The sequence below is a fragment of the Variovorax sp. LjRoot175 genome (genome assembly GCF_964253805.1).
Taxonomy (GTDB): Bacteria; Pseudomonadota; Gammaproteobacteria; order Burkholderiales; family Burkholderiaceae_C; genus Variovorax.
Genome location: NZ_CAXURY020000001.1, coordinates 2,224,758 through 2,244,293, shown reverse-complemented (window position 1 = coordinate 2,244,293; position 19,536 = coordinate 2,224,758). Strand labels below are relative to the sequence as shown.

Annotated in this window: 18 protein-coding genes; 10 read left to right on the top strand and 8 right to left on the bottom strand. The window is 68.2% G+C overall.

The window, feature by feature from the left end; translation table 11 throughout:
• Nucleotides 1-87: 87 nt before the first annotated feature.
• Nucleotides 88-993, top strand: coding sequence for a LysR substrate-binding domain-containing protein (locus ACSQ89_RS11295; RefSeq protein ID WP_436292422.1), 906 nt, complete (start codon nucleotides 88-90; stop codon nucleotides 991-993).
• Here the strand turns inward: ACSQ89_RS11295 and ACSQ89_RS11290 are convergent.
• From ACSQ89_RS11290 to ACSQ89_RS11275, 4 genes are all read right to left on the bottom strand, one after another.
• Entirely contained in the window at nucleotides 990-1,115 is a 126-nt protein-coding gene (locus ACSQ89_RS11290; protein ID WP_280142653.1) for a hypothetical protein, read from the bottom strand. The two genes, ACSQ89_RS11295 and ACSQ89_RS11290, sit on opposite strands and share 4 nt — an antisense overlap.
• Before the next feature lie 189 nt (nucleotides 1,116-1,304).
• Nucleotides 1,305-2,684, bottom strand: a complete 1,380-nt coding sequence (locus ACSQ89_RS11285) for a CoA transferase (RefSeq protein ID WP_093109335.1) — start codon at nucleotides 2,682-2,684, stop codon at nucleotides 1,305-1,307.
• A 2-nt stretch (nucleotides 2,685-2,686) separates the two neighbouring features.
• On the bottom strand, nucleotides 2,687-3,325 hold the full coding sequence (locus ACSQ89_RS11280) for a 3-oxoacid CoA-transferase subunit B (protein ID WP_436292420.1): 639 nt from the start codon (nucleotides 3,323-3,325) through the stop codon (nucleotides 2,687-2,689).
• Between the two features lies 1 nt (nucleotide 3,326).
• A complete protein-coding gene (locus ACSQ89_RS11275) occupies nucleotides 3,327-4,124 on the bottom strand; it encodes a CoA transferase subunit A (protein WP_436292419.1) in 798 nt (265 codons plus the stop codon).
• Nucleotides 4,125-4,217: 93 nt separating this feature from the next.
• Here ACSQ89_RS11275 and ACSQ89_RS11270 point away from each other — a divergent pair, with 93 nt between their 5' ends.
• From ACSQ89_RS11270 to ACSQ89_RS11260, 3 genes are read left to right on the top strand one after another with little or no spacing between them, the layout of a single operon-like run.
• A complete protein-coding gene (locus tag ACSQ89_RS11270) occupies nucleotides 4,218-4,784 on the top strand; it encodes a LuxR C-terminal-related transcriptional regulator (protein WP_093109338.1) in 567 nt (188 codons plus the stop codon).
• 25 nt (nucleotides 4,785-4,809) lie between these two features.
• Complete coding sequence (locus tag ACSQ89_RS11265) at nucleotides 4,810-5,880, top strand: MBL fold metallo-hydrolase (RefSeq protein ID WP_436292418.1); 1,071 nt, start codon at nucleotides 4,810-4,812, stop codon at nucleotides 5,878-5,880.
• 3 nt (nucleotides 5,881-5,883) lie between these two features.
• Complete coding sequence (locus ACSQ89_RS11260; protein WP_436292417.1) at nucleotides 5,884-7,509, top strand: hypothetical protein; 1,626 nt, start codon at nucleotides 5,884-5,886, stop codon at nucleotides 7,507-7,509.
• Here the strand turns inward: ACSQ89_RS11260 and alkB are convergent.
• The 3 genes from alkB to ada all read right to left on the bottom strand — a co-directional run bounded on the left by alkB (nucleotide 7,506) and on the right by ada (nucleotide 10,016).
• A complete protein-coding gene (gene alkB, locus ACSQ89_RS11255; RefSeq protein ID WP_436292416.1) occupies nucleotides 7,506-8,141 on the bottom strand; it encodes a DNA oxidative demethylase AlkB in 636 nt (211 codons plus the stop codon). The two genes, ACSQ89_RS11260 and alkB, sit on opposite strands and share 4 nt — an antisense overlap.
• Before the next feature lie 112 nt (nucleotides 8,142-8,253).
• Complete coding sequence (locus ACSQ89_RS11250; RefSeq protein WP_436292415.1) at nucleotides 8,254-8,937, bottom strand: 2OG-Fe(II) oxygenase; 684 nt, start codon at nucleotides 8,935-8,937, stop codon at nucleotides 8,254-8,256.
• Nucleotides 8,934-10,016, bottom strand: coding sequence for a bifunctional DNA-binding transcriptional regulator/O6-methylguanine-DNA methyltransferase Ada (ada, locus tag ACSQ89_RS11245; RefSeq protein WP_436292414.1), 1,083 nt, complete (start codon nucleotides 10,014-10,016; stop codon nucleotides 8,934-8,936). Before ada ends, ACSQ89_RS11250 begins: the two co-directional genes overlap by 4 nt.
• Before the next feature lie 146 nt (nucleotides 10,017-10,162).
• On the opposite strand from ada, the gene ACSQ89_RS11240 reads away from it, so the two are divergent.
• From ACSQ89_RS11240 to ACSQ89_RS11225, 4 genes are all read left to right on the top strand, one after another.
• Entirely contained in the window at nucleotides 10,163-11,758 is a 1,596-nt protein-coding gene (locus tag ACSQ89_RS11240; protein WP_436292413.1) for a glucan biosynthesis protein, read from the top strand.
• A gap of 50 nt (nucleotides 11,759-11,808) precedes the next feature.
• Nucleotides 11,809-12,429, top strand: coding sequence for a helix-turn-helix transcriptional regulator (locus ACSQ89_RS11235; protein ID WP_436292412.1), 621 nt, complete (start codon nucleotides 11,809-11,811; stop codon nucleotides 12,427-12,429).
• 80 nt (nucleotides 12,430-12,509) lie between these two features.
• Nucleotides 12,510-13,643, top strand: coding sequence for an IS110 family transposase (locus tag ACSQ89_RS11230; RefSeq protein ID WP_436296016.1), 1,134 nt, complete (start codon nucleotides 12,510-12,512; stop codon nucleotides 13,641-13,643).
• Nucleotides 13,644-14,066: 423 nt separating this feature from the next.
• Nucleotides 14,067-15,419, top strand: coding sequence for an esterase-like activity of phytase family protein (locus ACSQ89_RS11225; RefSeq protein ID WP_436295156.1), 1,353 nt, complete (start codon nucleotides 14,067-14,069; stop codon nucleotides 15,417-15,419).
• A gap of 103 nt (nucleotides 15,420-15,522) precedes the next feature.
• Here ACSQ89_RS11225 and ACSQ89_RS11220 read toward each other — a convergent pair whose 3' ends face one another.
• A complete protein-coding gene (locus ACSQ89_RS11220; RefSeq protein ID WP_093109346.1) occupies nucleotides 15,523-16,956 on the bottom strand; it encodes a PLP-dependent aminotransferase family protein in 1,434 nt (477 codons plus the stop codon).
• Between the two features lie 160 nt (nucleotides 16,957-17,116).
• Between ACSQ89_RS11220 and gabT the strand changes: the two genes are divergently transcribed.
• Nucleotides 17,117-18,409, top strand: a complete 1,293-nt coding sequence (gene gabT / locus ACSQ89_RS11215) for a 4-aminobutyrate--2-oxoglutarate transaminase (RefSeq protein WP_436295157.1) — start codon at nucleotides 17,117-17,119, stop codon at nucleotides 18,407-18,409.
• A gap of 23 nt (nucleotides 18,410-18,432) precedes the next feature.
• Nucleotides 18,433-19,527 (top strand): ABC transporter ATP-binding protein, encoded by a 1,095-nt coding sequence (locus ACSQ89_RS11210; RefSeq protein ID WP_436295158.1) that lies wholly within the window; start codon nucleotides 18,433-18,435, stop codon nucleotides 19,525-19,527.
• Nucleotides 19,528-19,536 lie beyond the last annotated feature (9 nt).

Genomic DNA, 19,536 nt, shown 5'->3' with positions numbered 1-19,536 from the left:
TGATGGGGTGCAGCAACCGATGCTAGCTTTGCACTTTTGCCATGGCAATAGACAAATACGCACCAACGATCTGCATAATTGCAAAGCATGGACTGGGACAACCTGCGCTTCTTTCTGGAGCTCGCGCGCACCGGCACGCTGGTGAGCGCTGCACGCCGGCTCGCGGTCGACCACACGACGGTGGCGCGCCGCATCCAGGCGCTCGAGAAGGAAGTCGGCCTCGCCCTCTTCTCGCGCGAGGCCGGCGGCCATCGCCTCACCGAAGCGGGCCGCCGGCTGCAACCGCAGGTGGAGGCGATGGAGAGCGCCTTTCTCGCGGTCGAGAGCGCGGCGCCCGCTTCGCGCGAGGGCCTGTCGGGCCTGGTGCGCATCGGCGCCACCGAGGGCTTCGGCACCATCGTGCTGGCGCCGAGGCTCGCGCTCTTCGCGCAGCAGCACCCCAAGCTCGTGATCGACCTGCTGGCGATGCCGCGGCTGGTGCACCTGTCGCGCCGCGAGGCCGACATCGTGATCTCGCTCGAACGCCCGGCGCGCGGGCCGGTGGTGGTGACCAAGCTGACGGACTACGTGCTGCGTCTCTACGCGTCGGAGCACTACCTGGCATCGCACAAGCCGATCGCTGCGCGCGAGGACCTGCGCGGCCACAGCTTCATCAGCTACGTGGACGACCTGCTCTTCAGCAAGGAGCTGCAGTACCTCGACGAGCTGTACCGGCCCGATTCGTTCGCGCTGCGCAGCACCAGCATCCTCGCGCAGCACCAGGCCGCCGCGGCGGGTGCGGGCATCGCGGTGCTGCCGGCCTTCATCGCCGAGCGCGACGCCTCGCTGCGCCGCGTGCTGCCGGGTGAAGCCAATTTCACGCGCACCTTCTGGATGTCGGTGGCGGCCGAGACGCGGCACCTGGCGCGCATGCAGGCCACCTGGAACTTCCTGCGCGAGACGGTGGAGGCGCAGCGCGAGGTGCTGCTGCCGGCGGATGCCGCCGCCGGCTAGTTGCGATGCTGCGAGCCCTGGCGCTTGCGGTACCAGTCCGCCGCTTCTCCGGGCGAGGCCAACTCCAGCCGCTCGAGGATGCGCGCCAGGTGTCGCTTGACGGTATGGGGACTGAGATTCAAAAGGCGACGGCGAAGGCCGGCATCCCGGAGTTGCTGAAACGGTTGGCGCCGCTGGGCCTTGCTGCCCGGGCGCGCCGGGTCTGGCACAGGCTCTCGCACAAAGCCAGGCTCCTGTGCGCCGCGCTCCTCATGACTGCGTCGAGCTTTGGCTTGTCGATGGTGGTCGCTTTTCTTGGCGCGCTTTAGGACTTACGGCCAGATCGGCGGGTGGCTGCCGGGTGGCATCGAGGGACGCGCCCAGCCGGCCGCCGTTCGCGCCAGCCGCGCGCTGTGGCGCATGGCGCGGAGTTCGCCGAAACCCGATGACGCGCTCTCGAGCCAGGGCTCCCTGTCGGGCTTGACCAGCGCCAGGCCGCCGGGCACCCGTCCGAGCCCGCGCAGCCAATGCCCGGTCTGCGCCAGCGAGACCTGCACATGCCAGCTGCCGCCCTCCTGCTGCTGGCGCCACAGCGCAGTGGCTGCGCCCATCGCGATCAGGTAGCCGGTCGCCTCGTCGATGATCTGCATCGGCAAGGGCCTGGGCTTGCCGTCGCCGGCCGCTTCGCCCTCGGCGTGGTTGAAGCCCATGGCGGTCTGCACCAGGGAATCGAAGCCGCGGCGCTGCGACCAGGGCCCCTCGGTCCCATAGGCCGAGAGCGAAACGTAGACGATGCCCGGACGCCGGATTGCCGCGTCCTGGGCCCCGAACCCGAGCGCCGCCAGGCCGCCGGGCCGGTAGCCCTGCACGAACACGTGAGCATCGGCCAGCAGGCGCGCGAGCGCGTCGCGTCCCGCCTCGCTGCGCAGATCCGCGTGGGCCGAGAGCTTGCCGCGGCTGGTGTCGGCGATGGCTTCGATGTTGGGCAGTTGCGGCGAATTGACCAGCATCACGTCGGCACCGTAGGCCGCGAGCGCGCGGCAGCCGGCCGGCCCCGCGAGCACACGCGTGAGATCGAGCACACGCAACCCGGTCAGGGGCCGTTCGTGGACGTGCAGCGGCGGCAAACCCAGCGGCGGCGCGTCGCCGATGCGCTCGATGGTGAAGAGCGGCTGTACCGCCACGGCCCGGCCCTGCGGCGTCGCGTCCCATTCGTCGAAGCGGCGCAAGGCAGTGGCTACGAGGCCGGCTTCGGCCGCCGCCTGTTCGAAGTCGTTGGCCCTCCACGCCGCCATGGCCGCCTCGGCGTCGGCGCGCTGCACGGTCGGCGGCGCCAGCCCCATCAGGCGCAGCGCGCCGTCGCGATGGTGGGCAAAGTTGGCATGCACGCGCACCCAGCCGTCTGCGCAACGGTAGAGGCCGGAGAAAGGATCCCATTGCGGCGGCACGTGGCCGTCGATGCTGAACCAGGCCGTGCAATCGAGCGCGGCATGCAGCATGTCGACCGCGACCTGCTGGCGCGGCACGCCGCGCAGGTGGCCCAGCTCGCAGGCCGCGAGCGCGGCAGCGGCGATGGTGCTCTGCGCCGCCGCGCCGACGGCGAATGACGAGGGCAGCACCGGATCGGCGCCGCTCAGTTGCACGAAGTCCAGCGCATCGGCGGGCAGGCCGGCCTGCTGCCAGAGCCCCTGCAACGCGCCGATGACCTTCATCTTCAGTGAAGCAGCTTCACACCCGTCTTGGCCTGCAGCGCCTCGAAAGTCACGCCGTCGGCGAGCTCGATCACCTTGAGACCCTCGGGCGTGACGTCCATCACGGCCAGGTCGGTGATGACGCGGTCGACCACGCCCACGCCGGTGAGCGGCAAGGTGCACTGCTCGAGGATCTTGAGGTCCTCGGTGCCGTCCCTCTTCTTCGCGACGTGTTCCATCAGCACGATCACGCGCTTGACGCCGGCCACCAGGTCCATGGCGCCACCCATGCCCTTGACCATCTTGCCGGGGATCATCCAGTTGGCGAGGTCGCCCTTGGCGCTGACCTGCATGGCACCGAGGATCGACAGGTTGATCTTGCCGCCGCGGATCATCGCGAAGCTCTCGTGGCTGCCGAAGATGGCCGAGCCGGGGATCGTGGTCACGGTCTGCTTGCCGGCGTTGATCAGGTCGGCGTCGACCTGGTCCTCGGTGGGAAAGGGGCCGATGCCGAGCATGCCGTTCTCGCTCTGCAGCCAGACTTCCTTGTCGCCGACGAAGTTGGCCACCAGCGTGGGGATGCCGATGCCGAGGTTGACGTAGAAACCGTCTTCGAGTTCTTGCGCGGCGCGTGCCGCCATCTGGTCTTGGGTCCAGGGCATGTCAGGCTCCTTTGTTCTTGATGGTGGCCGGGCTGCCCGTGTTCACGGCAGCCTGCGCGATGGCGGCCTGCGCCTCGACCTTGGCGGCAGCGACATCGACCGCAGCGCTCACGGTGCGCTTCTCGATGCGCTTCTCGGGCTTGGCATTGAGTACGATGCGGTGCACGTAGATGCCCGGCAGGTGGATGTCGTCCGGCGCGAGCTCGCCGATCTCGACGATCTTCTCGACCTCGACGATGCAGATCTTGCCGGCCATGGCGGCGGCCGGATTGAAGTTGCGCGCCGTGAGGCGGAAGCGCAGGTTGCCCGACTTGTCGGCCACGTCAGCCTTGACCAGCGCCACATCGGGCACCAGCGAGCGTTCCATCACATAGGTCTCGCCATCGAACTCGCGCAGCTCCTTGCCCTCCGCGACCATCGTGCCCACGCCGGTCTTGGTGAAGAAGGCCGGGATGCCGGCGCCGCCGGCGCGCAGCTTCTCGGCCAGCGTGCCCTGCGGCGTGAACTCGAGCTCGAGCTCGCCGGCCAGGTACTGGCGCTCGAACTCCTTGTTCTCGCCCACGTAGCTCGCGATCATCTTCTTGATCTGGCGCGTGCCGAGCAGCTTGCCCAGGCCGAAGCCGTCGACGCCGGCGTTGTTGGAGATGCAGGTCAGGTTCTTGGCGCCCGAGTCGTGCAGCGCATCGATCAGCGCCTCGGGAATGCCGCAGAGGCCGAAGCCGCCGACCGCGAGTGTCTGGCCGTCGGCGACGACGCCCTTGAGCGCTGCGTCGGCGGAGGGATAGATCTTGTTGGCCATGGTTCCTCGTTCGGAAATGGTTGATGAAGCGCCTGAGACGATACTACGTACAGGCATACGTAGTATTTCGTAATGGAGACACCCGACACTCTTTTGCACGCGATCGACTACCGGCTCGCCTTCGAGCAGGCGCCGGTGGGCATGGTGCTGTCGCGCCACCGCATCATCGTCGACTGCAATGCGCGCCTGTGCGAGATGTTCGGCACCACGCCTCATGACCTCGTCGGTGAATCGTTTCGCGTGCTCTACCCGAGCGTCGCCGAATTCGAGCGCATCGGCAAGCGCATGGAGCCGATTCTCAACGCGAGCGGCCGCTATGCCGACAACCGCATGATGAGAAGGGTCGGCAGCCTGCATGGCGCCTTCGCGGGCGAGACCTTCTGGTGCCACGTGAGCGGCCAGGCGCTCAACCGCGCCGCACCGCACGAAGCCGGCATCTGGACCTTCGAGGACCTCGGCTCGCGCAGGGCGGCCAAGGCCGAACTCACGCCGCGCGAGCGCGAGGTGGCGGCCCAGGTGATGCAGGGCCTGACCTCGAAGGAAATCGGCAAGGTGCTCGGCATCAGCCACCGCACGGTCGAGATCCACCGCGCGCGGCTGATGCGCAAGTACGCGGCGGCGACCACGGCCGAGCTGGTGCAGAAGCTCATCGCCGGCTAAGCCGGCTACGGCACGATCCGACACCATGTCTTCGTCCCCCGGCCCCACCAAGCCGCCGCACCATCGCGCGCGCGGCTTCCAGAACAACTACATCGAGTTCCAGCCCAAGAGCCTCGCCGAGCTGCTGCGATGGCGCCGCGAGGCCGCGCGCGCCGGCCTGCCCCGCTCGCCGCTCGCGCCCATCCCCCGGGCGGCGCCCGATCTGCCGTGGCTGCACGCCAACGCAAAGGCCGGCGCACGGATGGCGCCCGCCGTCACGTGGATCGGCCACTCGACTGTGCTGGCCCAGCTCGGCGGCCTCACGCTGCTGACCGACCCGATGTTCTCCGAGCGCGCCTCGCCCGTGCAGTTCGCGGGGCCGCGGCGCCATGTGCCGCCCGGCATCGCGCTGCCCGAGCTGCCGCATGTGGACCTGGTGCTGGTCTCGCACAACCACTACGACCATCTCGATGCCGCGTCGGTGACGGCGCTGAAGCGGCAGCCCGGCGGCCCGCCGCTCTTCGTCGTGCCGCTGGGCCTCCAGCCATGGTTCAGGGCGCAGGGCATCCGGCATGCCGTGGAGCTGGATTGGTGGGACAGCCATCGCATTGCGACGCCGCAGGGCGAGGCCGAGGTCGTGCTGGTGCCGGCACAGCACTGGTCCTCGCGCGGACCGCGCGATGCGCTCGCCACCTTGTGGGGCGGCTTTGCGGTGTTCGCGCCGGACTGCCATCTGCTCTTTGCCGGCGACACCGGCTACTCGCGCGACTTCAGCGACATCCGCCGGCATTTCGAGAACAGGCAGACAGCCGCACAAGGCGGCGGCTTCGACATCGCACTGCTGCCCATCGGCGCCTACGCGCCGCGCTGGTTCATGAGCGCGCAGCATGTGAACGTCGAGGAGGCGCTGCAGATCCACGACGACCTCGGCGCCAAGCGCTCGCTCGGCGTGCACTGGGGCACCTTCGAACTGACGGACGAGTCGCTGGACGAGCCGCCGCGGAAGCTGGCCGAATTGCGCGTGGCGCGCGGCATGCCGGAGGACGAATTCTTCGTGATGGCGATCGGCGAGACGCGCAAACTCGCTCCCCGGGTTGCCGCAACGAAGAGAACTTGAACCATGACGAACATGCCGCGCGCCGCCAGCTGCATCCTGGCAGCCATGGCCTTGCTGGCCGGCTGCAGCAACGCGCCGCCTCGCGAGGCCCGCACCGCGCCGCCATCCACCGACTGCACGGCGCGCGTCGGCACCGACCGCAATGCCGAACTGCCCGGCTACCTCCTGCCGAGCACAGCCGGCGGCACGGTCTGCGTTCCCTTGCTGTTGACCGCAAACCGCCAGCCGAAGGACTACGCAGGCCGCGACTTCCACGTCGATGAATTCACCGACGCCAAGCTCAAGGCGCGCTGGAACGCTTGCAAGGCCGATGCCGCCTGCTTTCGCCACATCGATGCGCAGATGCAGCGCTGGCTGCCGCCCAACAAGGAGCGCGCGACGCGCTCGACCGGCGTGGTCGATCCCTCGGGCCGGATCGATCCCGACGGCCAGGTCGACCTGCGGCAGATCCGGCGCCCGGCCTTCTTCGCCAAAGCGCCCTACAACGAATCGATCGCCGAGGCCGAGCCGCGCAGCTACACGGTCGAATTCAGCGCACCGCGCGACAGCTTCGAGCGCATCGACCTGAAGATGCACGACACCATCAAGCTGCGCGGCTGGTACATCGAGGGCAGCGGCGTGGACGACGGCAAGGGCGGCAAGCTGCGTGCGCTGGTCATCATGGCCAGCGGTGGTGGAGGCCAGCTCACGGCGATCCAGCATCCTGACGAGAAGTCCTACCGCATCGATCCGGCCACCGGCAAGACGGTGGACATCGCCTTCCCCAACGCCACCACCGAGACCATGGGCCAGCGCTGGTGGCGCGAGAACCTGCATGCGCTGAACATGGCCGGCTTCGACGTGCTGGGCTACGACCGCCGCGGCGAAGGCCTCTCGGGCGGCTTCAGCGACACCCACACGCTCGAACAGGGCGAGGACGTGTTCCGCGTGCTCGAGCAACTCGAGACCGGGCGCGGCATGCGCATGCTGACGCCTTCGGGCCAACTGCTCGAAGGCAGCGCGGCCGGCGGCCGGCTGCTCGCGGGCACGAAGGCCGACCGGATTCCGATCATCCTCGCCGGCTATTCGCGCGGCTCGATGTCGACCGCCTGGGCCATGACGAAGAACTTCGTCGAATCGTGCAGCTACGACATGCCGAGCGTGACTTGCACGCCGCCCAAGGGCCTGAAGAACATCAAGGGCGCGATCCTGCTCGCGTCCTTCGCGAGCGGCGCGGGCTACGTGCCGGCATCGCCCGACCTGGCCAACCGCAACCTCTTCGCGGCCGGCATGGCGGCCGACCATCACATCGTCTTCTATCCGAGCTCGGCCACGCTCGCGGGCATGGACAAATGGCCAGCAGCCTTCTTCGGCAAGGGACTGTGGGACCGCGCCGAGAGCGTGGAAGGAACGATCGCGGCCTACGACCGCATCCGCGGCGCGAAGGAGATCGTGGTGGCCCGCGGGCCGCATTCGATGGAGACCTGGGCGCCGGCCGACCTGCGCTACCTGCAGGAGCGCATGGTGGCCTTCGCAAAGGTGGCGGTGACGGGCGGCACGCGCGTGCCGGGTGCGAAGCCGTGGTCCGATCTCAGGTCGCTCGTCGCGACCACGCCCGATTCGTGGGAGCCTTCCTCGCGCCCCCGCTAACCGGCTTTGCGAAAGGTCAGGTTGATGCGGCAGGCGCCCATGAAAGGATGCGCCTCTTCCTTCAGCGGCAGCACGCCGTGGTAGTGCAGCCGCGCCGGCCCGCCCCACACGACCACGTCGCCGTGCGCGAGCGGCACGCGGCACGCCTTGTCCGCACGCTTCGCGCCGCCGAAGAGGAAGACCGCCGGCATGCCGAGCGACACCGAGACGATGGGCCAGCGCATGTCGCGCTCGTTGCGGTCCTGGTGCAACGAAAGGCGCGTGCCTGCTTCATAGCGGTTGAGCAGGCAGGCATCCGGCACAAAGCCCTCGAAGCCGGCGGCCGCCGCGGCCTCGGTCGCGAGCTGCGAGAAGGCCTCCGGCATACATGGCCAGGGCCGGCCGGTGTCCGGATCGATGGTGTCGTAGCGGTAGCCCGTGCGATCCGTGACCCAGCCCAGCGCGCCGCAGTTGCTCATCGCGACCGACATGCGAAAGCCGCCCGGCGTGATCATGTGGCGCAGCGGCGCCTGCGCCGTCACTTCGTTCACGCCGGCCAGCAGCGCGGCTTCATGCGGCGTCGCAAAAGCACGCAGCCACACCGCGCCCGGGCCCAGCGATTCGACAGACGATTCAAACAGATCCTCTGTCACGCGCGGCTCCTTCGGGGAACACCGCGGAACCGGCTTTGCCGGGCCGCTGGTGTTGCCCCCGGTGAGGGGGTTGGCGTAGCGACACGAAGTGCGCGAAGCCTGGGGGTGAGCTTCATGTCGCGTCGTGGAAGATGATGCCGGCCGTGTGGCGCTGGCCCGAACGCACGCGGCTCACACCATGCCGCAGATTGACGCGGTAGACGCCGCGCGTGCCCTGCACCGGCCGGTGGTGCACCGCGATGACGGCCGCGTCGCCCTGGCGCAGCGGCAGCACCATCGGCCGCGACTGCATGCGCGGCCGCTGCTCGGTCATCACGAACTCGCCGCCGGTGAAATCGCGGCCGGGCTCCGACAGCAGGATCACGAGCTGCAGCGGGAACACGTGCTCGCCGTACAGGTCCTGGTGCAGGCAGTTGTAGTCGTCGGCGCCGTACTGCAGCAACAACGGCGTGGGCCGCGTCTGGCCCGCCGCATGGCAGCGCGCGATGAAGTCGGCATGCCGTGGCGGATAGCGCACCTCGATGCCCATGACTTGGTTCCACCGGTTGGCGATGGGCGCGAGCTGCGCGTAGACCGCTTCGCGCAAGCCCGCCAGGCGCTCCGGCAAGGGATAGTCGAAGTACTTGTACTCGCCGCGCCCGAAGCCGTGCCTTTCCATCACCACGCGGCTGCGAAACAGCGGATCGAGCGGGTACAACGCCGACAGCGACTCGCACTCCTCGCGTGTCAACAACCGCTCGATCAAGGCGCTGCCCTCGGCATCGAGGTCCAGCGCCACTTGGTCCCAATCGATCATGCGGCGCTCGCCTCCCGCTCGAGCAAGGCACTCTTGCGCTCCACACCCCAGCGATAGCCCGACAGGCTGCCGTCGCTGCGCACCACGCGGTGACACGGGATCGCCACGGCAATCGCATTGGCGCCACAGGCCTGGGCCACGGCACGCACCGACTTCGGGCTGCCGATGCGCCGGGCGATCTCGGCATAGCTCGCGGTCGTGCCGGCCGGGATCTCGCGCAGCGCCTGCCACACGCGCTGCTGGAAGGCGGTGCCGCGCACGTCCAAGGGCAGGTCCAGGCCCAGACCTGGTGTCTCGACGAAGCCCACCACCTTGGCCACCAGTTCCTCGAAGGCCGCATCGCCGCCGATCAACCGTGCCTGCGGGAACTGGTCCTGCAGCGCGCGCACCAGCGCATCCGGATCGTCGCCCAGCGCGATCGCGCAGACGCCGCGCTCGCTCTGCGCGACCAGGATCGCGCCGAGTGCGCATTCGCCGATCGCGAAGCGGATATCGGTGTTGGCGCCGCCGGCGCGCCACGCGGTCGGCGTCATGCCGAGCATCTTGTTCGAGCTCTCGTAGAAACGGCCGTTGGAGTTGTAGCCGGCGTCGTAGATCGCATCCGTCACCGTGTCGCTGCGCGCGAGCTCCAGGCGCACGCGCTTCGCGCGGTGCGCGGCCGCGTAAGCCTTGGGCGTGAGGCCCGTGACCTCCTTGAAGATGCGATGCAGGTGGTAGCTGCTGAGTCCGGCACGCTCGGCGAGCTGGGCTAGCGTGGGCGCCTCTTCGGCGCGCTCGATGAAGCGGCACAGCTCGGCCACCTGCGCCGCATGCTGTTCGGCCAGCGCGGGCTGGTCGGGCTTGCAGCGCTTGCAGGGCCTGAAGCCCGCGCGCTCCGCGTCGGCGGCCGTGGCGTGGAAGTCCACGTTCTCGGGCCGGGCCGGGCGCGCGCCGCAGGAGGGCCGGCAATACACCCCCGTGGTCCTGACCGAATAGAAGAACTTGCCGTCGGCCGCCGGATCGCGCGCGGCCACCGCCTCCCAGCGCGGATCGCTCACGGTCGCGAGGGCGCGGATTTCGTTGGGGTTGCTCATGTTCATGTGGATCCTCTAGCAGAGTCGTTGATCGATGCATCCACTCTAGGGATCAGGGGTTGCATGCGCACTCCGGCTCTTGCTTTCGAATTCGGACATTTCCGGCCTTGGCCTACGGGCCAGCGCGTCGGGCCTCGTTACCATTTCGGCCAATGATCGATCGCCGCTCACTCCTCACCGCCAGCGGCGCCTCCATGGCGCTCGCCGCTCTCGGATTCCCTCCAGATGCCCTCGCAGCCGGCGGAATCAAGCTCGCACAACCCCGGCCCTTCTCTTTCGAACGTCTTGTTACCTTCGCGAAATCGCAGGCCGCCAAACCCTATGCGGCCGACAACACGCTGCCGACCGACGTGCTCCAGCGCATCGACTACGACGCGCACGGCAAGATCAAGTACAACCCCGACAACGCGCTGTTCCGCGACGGCCCCGGCCCCTTCCCGGTCACCTTCTTCCACCTCGGGCGCTACTTCCAGACGCCGGTCCACATGTATGTGACCGAGGCCGCGAGCGGCGACGGTTTTGCGCGCGAGATCCTCTACGACAGCGCATATTTCTCGATGCCGGACGACAGCCCCGCGCGCAAGCTGCCGGACGGCGCCGGTTTCGCGGGCTTCCGCCTGCAGGAAAGCCGCAACGGCGATCAGAAGAAGCTGCCCTGGCAGACCAACGACTGGGTCGCCTTCCTCGGCGCCTCCTACTTCCGCGCCATCGGCGAGCTCTACCAGTACGGCTTGTCGGCCCGCGGCATCGCGCTCGATGCGGCCATGCCCGACCGGCCCGAGGAGTTCCCGAACTTCACGCGCTTCTACTTCGAGCCGCCGGCTGCGCCGGATGCGAACACGATGACGGTCTATGCGCTGCTCGAGGGACCGAGCATCACCGGCGCCTACAAGTTCATGATGCAGCGCGGCAAGGCGGTGCTGATGGACATCGAGTCGCGCCTCTTCCTGCGCCGCGACATCGGCCGCCTCGGGCTGGTGCCGCTGACCTCGATGTACTGGTACTCGGAAAGCAGGCCCACCGGCATCGACTGGCGGCCCGAGGTGCACGACTCCGACGGCCTCGCGATCTGGAACGGCGCCGGCGAGCGCATCTGGCGACCGCTGAACAATCCCACGCAGACCCGCGCCTCGTCCTTCAGCGACACGCGCCCGCGCGGCTTCGGCCTCCTGCAGCGCGACCGCGCCTTCGACCACTACCAGGACGGCGTGTTCTACGAGAAGCGCCCCAGCCTCTGGGTCGAACCGCTGGGCGACTGGGGTGAAGGTTCGGTGCAACTGGTCGAGATACCGACCGACGACGAGATCCACGACAACATCCTCGCCTGCTGGGTGCCCAAGGCGCCGGCCGCCGCGGGCTCCAGCTACAACCTCAAGTACCGGCTGCACTGGACCGACCAGGAGCCCTTTCCCTCCCCGCTCGCGCGCTGCGTGGCGACGCGCCTCGGGCGCGGCGGGCAGCCGGGCACGCAGCGGCCGCAGGGCGTGCGCAAGTTCATGGTCGAGTTCATCGGCAAGCCGCTGGAGACCATCCCCTTCGGCGTCAAGCCCGAGCTCGTGCTCACGGCCTCGCGCGGCAAGTTCTCCTACATCTTCTCGGAAGCGGTGCCCAACGGCGTGCCGGGCCACTGGCGCGCGCAGTTCGACTTCACCGTGGATGGCAGCGAGCCGGCCGACATGCGCTTGTACCTGAAGAACGGCGACCAGACGCTGACCGAGACCTGGCTGTACCAGTACCAGCCGGGCTGATCCCCACGACCGACTTGGACGCTTCGTCCAATGTTGGATACATTCGGCCGATGAAGAAAAAGCCGAACAAGCTCCTGCTGCGGGAGCTGCAGACCATCGCGCAGGGCCTCGGGAAAACCTTCGCTCCTTTCTGCGAGGTGGTCGTCCACGACCTCACCCATCCGAAGAACGCGATCTTCGCGATCGAGAACAACCTGAGCGGGCGCCGCGTGGGCCAACCGGTGACGGAGCTGGGCCTGGCGCGCATCGGCGACCCGGACTACCCGGCCGTCATCACCAACTACGCCAACCAGTTCGCCGACGGCCGCAAGGTCAAGAGCACCTCGATCGGCATCAAGGACGAGAGCGGCGAGTACGTCGCCGCGCTGTGCCTGAACGTGGACCTCGCGCTGTTCCAGGGCTTCCAGGCTGCGCTCGCGCAGTTCACCCGCATCGAATCGAGCGAGATCAGTGAAACGCTGGACGCGCGGCATGCCGACCGCATCTGCGAGCGGGTCGACGAGTTCGCCGCCACGCGCGCCACCAGCGCACGATCGCTCAAGCCGGCGGACCGCAGGCAGCTTGTGCAGGAACTGAAGAAAGCCGGCTTCCTCGACATCCGCCGCGGCATGGAGATCGCCGCCGCACACATGGGCGTGTCGCGAGCGACGGTGTACAGCGACGCGAAGTAGGTGCTATGAAGGACTGCCTCAGGCCAGTCCCGTTGAGCTAGAACGGGAACCCCCAGGCAGCGAACCAAAGGAGCACGGCCATGTCTGCACCCAAGACAGTCCTTCAAGGCAAGGATAGGACGAATGCGCACGATCTGTATATGAGTTTGGAGCTGAGTGACAAGCGTTGGAACCTGACCTTCGGCGACGGCATCCGCAACCCCAGTCGCAGCGCTGTGGCCGCTGGCGATTGCGCGGCCGTGCTGGAACGTATTGGCAAGGCCCGAGTGCGCTTTGGGATACCAGCCGAGGCGGCGGTTCACGCGTGCTACGAAGCAGGCCGCGATGGCTGGTGGCTGCACCGCTGGCTGCTCGAGCAAGGCATCGACAACATCGTGGTCGACTCGGCCAGCATCGAGGTCAACCGGCACGCCAAGCGCGCCAAGACCGATCGACTCGATGGTGACAAGCTGTTGGCGATGCTGCAGCGCTACCGCGCAGGCGAGACGCGCGTATGGTCGGTGCTGCGCGAACCCACGCCCCAGCAGGAAGACGAGCGCCGGCTGCACCGCGAGCTGCAGCGACTGTCGCACGAACACACCGCCCACACCAACCGCATCGGCTCGTTGCTGGTGCTGCACAACCTGCGAGTGCATTCCATCGGTGGACGGAACTGGCAGGCGTGGTGGGACAGCCACGGCGCGCAGGTACCGCCGGCGCTGCGCGGCGAGATCGAGCGCGAGTGTGTGCGGCTGATGCTGGTCAAGCAGCAGATGCGCACGCTCCAGGCGACGCAGCGCAAGGAAGTGGACGACCGTGCGCAGCCGCAGGTAGCGCAACTGGCCAAGCTGCGCTCGATCGGGGTCGCCAGCGCCTGGTTGCTGGTCAAGGAGTTGTTCGGCTGGCGACGCTTTGCGAACCGGCGCGAACTGGCAGGCTGTCTGGGGCTCGCACCCACGCCCTATGCCAGCGGCGACAGCCAGATCGAGCAAGGCATCAACAAGGCCGGCAACAAACGAGCGCGCACCTTGCTGGTGGAACTGGCGTGGAGCTGGTTGCGCTATCAGCCCGACAGCGTCTTGAGCCAGTGGTTCGCGCGTCGCTTCGGTGCAGGCGCCAAGCGTATGCGCCGCATCGGCATCGTGGCGCTGGCGCGCCGACTGGCGGTGGCGTTGTGGCGCTACCTCGAGCATGGCGAGATCCCGGCCGGCGCCACTCTCAAGCCGGTCGCGTAGAAACCGTCCGGCCCTGGCTTGGTATGACGAAGGCATCTTCATGATCACAGGTCGACGCGCCCGAAACAGGCCCGGGTCACCGCATAGGGACCGTCCTACTAGATGGGGCGCGCCGGTAACAGGGGTAAGCCCAAGCGCATTGCGCGCATGCTGCATGTGGTGCCGGATGCGCACATTCGGCACGGATAGAAGGTTGTCCGAGCCTTGGCTCGAACGCTTGTCACTCCCCCGACCTCGGATCTCGATGCACCTCCTTCCAGCGGCCACCGCACACAGGCACTTATCGCAATCAACGCCACTGATCGATGTCTGCAGCGAAAAGCCCTTGACAATTCAGTCCTCATAGAAGGGCCTGTTAACTTGTCACGGCGTCGTCACCCGGCGCCGGCATTGTGCAAGGCTTTATCTCAAGCCACCCGGAACATGATGCGCATCGCCTCCCTCTCCTTCACCGCCCTGGCCGCCGCCCTTGCCTGCGGCAGTGCCGTGGCACAGACCGCCTACCCCGCCACCCTCGCCGGCCATGCGCTGCTGCCGGCGCAAAGCTTCATTGCCGCGCCGAAAGACGCGCCGGCCGACCTGCAAGTGAGCGGCAAGTTCACCAGCGGCAAGCGCGTCGAGGCGCTGGGCAGCATCGAAGGCCTGTCGGCCGGGCGCGGCACGGGCGTTTCGCTGCCCTTCAAGGGGCAGCCGGTACAGGGCCATTCGGGCATCAAGAAGATGGACGACGGCAGCTTCTGGATCCTCACCGACAACGGCGCCGGCGCCAAGGCCAACTCGCCCGACTTCATGCTCTACCTCAACCACTACAAGGTGGACTTCAAGAGCGGCAAGTTCGAGCGCACGGGCACGGTGTTCCTGCACGACCCGGACAAGAAGGTGCCCTTCCGCATCGTCCATGAAGGCAGCAAGCAGCGCTTGCTGACCGGCTCCGACTTCGACCCCGAGAGCTTCCAGTTCGCGGGCGGCGCGCTGTGGATCGGCGAGGAGTTCGGCCCCTACCTGGTCAAGGCCGATCTGAAGGGCAAGGTGCTCGCGGTGTTCGAGACCCGGGTCGACGGCAAGACGGTGCGCTCGCCCGATCATCCCGCCGTGACGACGCCGGGCGCCCCCGGCGGCGCGGTCGATTTCCAGATCCGGCGCTCCAAGGGCTTCGAAGGCATGGCTGCATCGAAGGACGGCAGCAAGCTCTACGCCCTGCTCGAAGGTCCGGTGTGGAACGCCGAGGCCAAGGACTACGAGCGCATCGACGGCAAGGAGGCGCTGCGCGTGCTCGAGTTCGACGTCGCGAGCGAGAAGTGGACCGGCCGCCACTGGAAGTACCCGCTGGAGGCCAACGGCCACGCGATCGGCGACTTCAACATGATCGATGCGACGACCGGCCTCATCATCGAGCGCGACAACGGCGAAGGCACGGCCGACAAGGCCTGCCCCGAAGGCCAGAAGCGCAGCGACTGCTTCCACGACCTCGCGAAGTTCAAGCGCGTCTACAAGATCGAGCTGAACGACGCGAACGCCGGCCAGGCGGTGCGCAAGATCGGCTACATCGACCTGCTCTCGATCGCCGATCCCAACAAGCTGGCGCGCAAGCCGCTCAACGACGGCGTGCTCAAGTTTCCCTTCTTCACGATCGAGAACGTCGAGGTGGTCGATGCCACGCACATCGTGGTGGGCAACGACAACAACCTGCCCTTCTCCAGCAGCCGCGAGCCGAACAAGGCGGACGACAACGAGCTGGTGCTGCTGGAGGTGGGGGAGCTGCTGAGGGCCAAGTAGCGCAATTGCCCAACCAACCGTTCGGCCTGAGCTTGTCGAAGGCGGGGCGAGCCCTTCGACAAGCTCAGGGCGAACGGCTGTTGGCGCCTCACACCGCCCGCGTTCATCCTTCGACCTGCTGCGTCAGCTCGCCGCTCTGCAGCTGTTCGATGCTGCGGCTCAGAAAGCTCCAGAGCCGCTCGTCCTCGCTGAATGCGACATTGAAGCGCAGCCAGCCGGTCGGGTGCGGGTTGACCAGGAACAGCTGGCCCGGGCCGAGCATGATGCCCTCGGCGGCCGCGCGCGTGGAGAGTTCGGCGCTGTCGACGATGTCCGGGTGCCTGGCCCACAGGTACATCCCCGCCGATGCCTCGTGGAACAGCTCGAAGCCGAGCGCGTCTAGCCTGCGCGCCACGCCGGCCTGCGCCTGGGCCAGCCGGTCGCGCAGCGACTTGAGGTGCTTGCGCCAGCGGCCGTCGGTCACGGTGCCGAAGGCCAGCCGCTCGGTGATGTCCGAGGAGGTCAGGCCGGAGACCATCTTGAGCTGCGCCAGGTCTTCGAGCAGTTCGGGCCTGGCGACGACGTAGCCGACGCGGATGTTCGGCGAGATGGTTTTCGAGAAGCTGCTCACGTAGACGACCTGGCGCAACTGGCCCAGGCTGGCCAGCGACGGGCGCATCGAGGCGTCCATGTCGGCGTAGATGTCGTTCTCGACCAGCATGAAATCGTGCGCCTGGGCAAGTTCCAGCAGCCGCACGAGTTGCGGCAGGGAAGCCGTCGAGCAGGTCGGGCTTTGCAGCCGCGGCTGCGTGAAGAAGGCCTTGGGCCGGTGCGCCGCCAGCAGCGCTTCCAGCGCCGGGAGGTCGTAGCCGGTCGGCGTGCGCGGCACGCCGATGAGCTGGACGCCCAGGAAGCGCAGCATGAACATCAGGTTGGGATAGCCGGGGTCGTCCACCAGCACCGCTTCGCCCGGCTTCAGCAGGCGGCGAGCCACCAGGTCCAGCGCCTGGCTGGAGCCCTGGGTCAGCAGCACCTGCGCGGCGTCGACCACGATCTGGCGCTCCGAAAGCGATTCGGCCACCGCCATGCGCAGCGCCATGTGCCCGAAGGGCAGGCCGTAGCCGCCGATGTCGGTGCCGCCGGCGGACAGGTGGCGCAGGCTGCGGCGCATGCCGTCCTCGAACAGCCAGTCGTGCGGCAACCAGCCGCAGCCCGGCTTGAGCTGCAGGTTGCGGTTCTCGAAGATCTGCTGCAGGTACCACCGGGCGTCGAAGCGCGGGTCGGCGCGCGGCGTGCCGGCCGCACCGGCGGCGCCCTCCTCGCTGCGTCGCTTGACGAAGAAGCCCGCGTTGGCGCGCGACACCAGCAGGCCCTGCGCCACCAGCCGGTCGTAGGCCTCGACCACGGTGAAGACGCTGACGCCGTGGGCGGCGGCAAAGGCCCGGATCGACGGCAGCTTGCTGTCGGCCTTGAGTTTCTGGGTGCCGATCAGCCCGCGCAGCCCCTCCACGATCTGGCTGACCAGAGGTGTCGGAAGTTCGGGGCGAAGAATGAGCATCGAGGGCGTCTCGGCAGACCGATCTGCACCATATGGAGGAAAGTATGTACAGGATACAAGACCAGTACAGTCCGCCGAACGAGCGCTCCGGCTGTACATGGCCGCGCCGGCCTGCGAAACCTAAAGTGCCGCCATTCCCATTCAGGCACAGGTCGTATCCATGCAGCGCGAACCCCATCTCAGCAACGCCGCCCTCATGGCACGCCGCACCGCGGCCGTCGCCCGCGGGGTCGGCCAGGCCCATGACATATTCGTCAGCCGCGGCAGCAACGCCGAGATCTGGGATGTCGAGGGCCGCCGCTATATCGATTTCGCTGGTGGCATCGCCGTGCTCAACACCGGGCACTGCCACCCCGAGATCAGTGCGGCGGTCAAGGCGCAGCTCGATCTCTATTCGCACACCTGCTTCCAGGTGCTGGCCTACGAGCCCTACGTCGAGCTGGCCGAACGCCTCAACACGCTGGCGCCCGGCGACTTCGCGAAGAAATCGATCTTCCTGAGCACCGGCGCCGAGGCGGTGGAGAACGCGGTCAAGATCGCGCGCTCGTTCACCCGGCGGCCCGGCGTCATCGCCTTCACCGGCGGCTACCACGGCCGCACGATGATGACGCTCGGCCTGACCGGCAAGGTGGCGCCCTACAAGCTCGGCTTCGGACCGTTCCCGGGCGAGGTGTTCCATGCCCTGTATCCGAACGCGCTGCACGGCGTGAGCGTCGACGACGCGCTGCACTCGGTCGAACTGCTGTTCAAGAACGACATCGAGCCCGGGCGCGTGGCGGCCTTCATCCTCGAGCCGGTGCAGGGCGAAGGCGGCTTCTACGTGGCGCCCAACGATTTCGTCGAAGGCCTGCGCGCGCTGGCCGACCGCCACGGCATCCTGCTCATCGCGGACGAGGTGCAGACCGGCGCCGGCCGCACCGGCACCTGGTTCGCCAGCGAGCAGTGGCCGGTGGCACCCGACCTGATCACCACCGCCAAGTCGATGGCGGGCGGCTTCCCGATCTCCGGCGTGGTGGGCCGCGCCGAGGTCATGGATGCGCCCGCGCCCGGCGGCCTGGGCGGCACCTACGCCGGCAGCCCGATCGGCTGCGCCGCGGCGCTCGCGGTGCTCAAGGTGTTCGACGACGAGCAGCTGCTGGCGCGCAGCAAGGCCCTGGGCGAGCGCCTGAAGACCGGCCTGCGCCGCATCGCGGCCGAGGTGCCGGCGATCGGCGACGTGCGCGGGCTCGGGGCGATGGTGGCCATCGAGCTGTTCGAGGAGGGCGACACCTCCCGCCCCGACGCCGACCTAACCCGCAAGGTGGTCGCGGAGGCAGCCCGGCGCGGACTGATCCTGCTGTCCTGCGGCAGCTACGGCAACGTGATTCGCGTGCTGGTGCCGCTGACGGCATCCGACTTGCTAGTGGACGAAGGCCTGGCGATTCTGGCGGACAGCTTCGCCGCGCTGCGCTGATCGGTCCATACTTGAACACCTCCATGACCCAAGAACCTCTGGTGCGCTTCCAGCGCGTCCAGAAAACCTACGACGGCGAGCACCTGGTGGTGCGCCAGCTCGACCTGGACATCCACCGGGGCGAGTTCCTGAGCCTGCTCGGGCCTTCGGGTTCGGGCAAGACCACCACGCTGATGATGCTGGCCGGCTTCGAGTCGCCGACCTCCGGCGACATCCTGCTCGATGGCCAGCAGATCACCGGCACGCCGCCGCACAAGCGGCACTTCGGCATGGTGTTCCAGAACTACGCCTTGTTCCCGCATCTCAGCGTGGGCCAGAACGTGGCCTACCCGCTCACGGTGCGCAAGGTGCCGAAGGACGAGCAGCAGCGCCGCGTGCAGCGCGCGCTCGAGATGGTCCAGCTGCGCGGCATGAACGACCGCCTGCCCGGCCAGCTTTCCGGCGGCCAGCAGCAGCGCGTGGCGCTGGCGCGCGCCCTGGTGTTCGAGCCGCAGCTGGTGCTGATGGACGAGCCGCTCGGCGCACTCGACAAGCAGCTGCGCGAACACATGCAGATCGAGTTGAAGGAACTGCATCGCCAGCTCGGCGTGACCTTCGTCTACGTGACGCACGACCAGGGCGAAGCCCTCACCATGAGCGACCGCGTCGCGGTGTTCAACGAGGGCGTGATCCAGCAGCTCGACTCGGTGGAGCAGCTCTACGAGGCGCCCGCCAACCGCTTCGTGGCCGGCTTCGTCGGCGACAACACGGTGCTCAAGGGCGTGCTGCGCAGCGCCGGCGACTGCGCCGAAATGGCGCTGCCCGACGGCCGCGTGCTGACCGGCCTGAACGTGAGTGGCGCGGCCGCGGGTGCCAAGGTCGAGGCCTGCATCCGCCCCGAGCGCGTGGTGCTGCAGCGGCAGAGCGAGGCATCGGGCCCCGACGTGCTCGCGGCCGAGGTGGCACGCGTCATCTACTTCGGCGACCACCTGCGGCTGCTGTGCAGCATCGGCGGCGACCAGGCGGACGCCACGGTCAAGCTGCCGCTCAGCGGCCTGCAAGGCGCCGCGCCACCGCAAGGCGGCGAGCGGGTCTCGCTCAGATTCCCGGTCGACCACGTGCGCATCTATGCGGCTTGAGCGCCTTCG

What these genes read in the sequence shown, in the direction of transcription:
- ACSQ89_RS11295 (WP_436292422.1), top strand. Translation starts at nt 88, where the DNA reads ATGGACTGGGACAACCTGCGCTTCTTTCTGGAGCTCGCGCGCACCGGC.
- ACSQ89_RS11285 (WP_093109335.1), bottom strand. Translation starts at nt 2,684, where the DNA reads ATGAAGGTCATCGGCGCGTTGCAGGGGCTCTGGCAGCAGGCCGGCCTG.
- ACSQ89_RS11280 (WP_436292420.1), bottom strand. Translation starts at nt 3,325, where the DNA reads ATGCCCTGGACCCAAGACCAGATGGCGGCACGCGCCGCGCAAGAACTC.
- ACSQ89_RS11275 (WP_436292419.1), bottom strand. Translation starts at nt 4,124, where the DNA reads ATGGCCAACAAGATCTATCCCTCCGCCGACGCAGCGCTCAAGGGCGTC.
- ACSQ89_RS11265 (WP_436292418.1), top strand. Translation starts at nt 4,810, where the DNA reads ATGTCTTCGTCCCCCGGCCCCACCAAGCCGCCGCACCATCGCGCGCGC.
- ACSQ89_RS11260 (WP_436292417.1), top strand. Translation starts at nt 5,884, where the DNA reads ATGACGAACATGCCGCGCGCCGCCAGCTGCATCCTGGCAGCCATGGCC.
- ACSQ89_RS11250 (WP_436292415.1), bottom strand. Translation starts at nt 8,937, where the DNA reads ATGATCGATTGGGACCAAGTGGCGCTGGACCTCGATGCCGAGGGCAGC.
- ada (WP_436292414.1), bottom strand. Translation starts at nt 10,016, where the DNA reads ATGAACATGAGCAACCCCAACGAAATCCGCGCCCTCGCGACCGTGAGC.
- ACSQ89_RS11240 (WP_436292413.1), top strand. Translation starts at nt 10,163, where the DNA reads ATGATCGATCGCCGCTCACTCCTCACCGCCAGCGGCGCCTCCATGGCG.
- ACSQ89_RS11235 (WP_436292412.1), top strand. Translation starts at nt 11,809, where the DNA reads ATGAAGAAAAAGCCGAACAAGCTCCTGCTGCGGGAGCTGCAGACCATC.
- ACSQ89_RS11230 (WP_436296016.1), top strand. Translation starts at nt 12,510, where the DNA reads ATGTCTGCACCCAAGACAGTCCTTCAAGGCAAGGATAGGACGAATGCG.
- ACSQ89_RS11225 (WP_436295156.1), top strand. Translation starts at nt 14,067, where the DNA reads ATGATGCGCATCGCCTCCCTCTCCTTCACCGCCCTGGCCGCCGCCCTT.
- ACSQ89_RS11220 (WP_093109346.1), bottom strand. Translation starts at nt 16,956, where the DNA reads ATGCTCATTCTTCGCCCCGAACTTCCGACACCTCTGGTCAGCCAGATC.
- gabT (WP_436295157.1), top strand. Translation starts at nt 17,117, where the DNA reads ATGCAGCGCGAACCCCATCTCAGCAACGCCGCCCTCATGGCACGCCGC.
- ACSQ89_RS11210 (WP_436295158.1), top strand. Translation starts at nt 18,433, where the DNA reads ATGACCCAAGAACCTCTGGTGCGCTTCCAGCGCGTCCAGAAAACCTAC.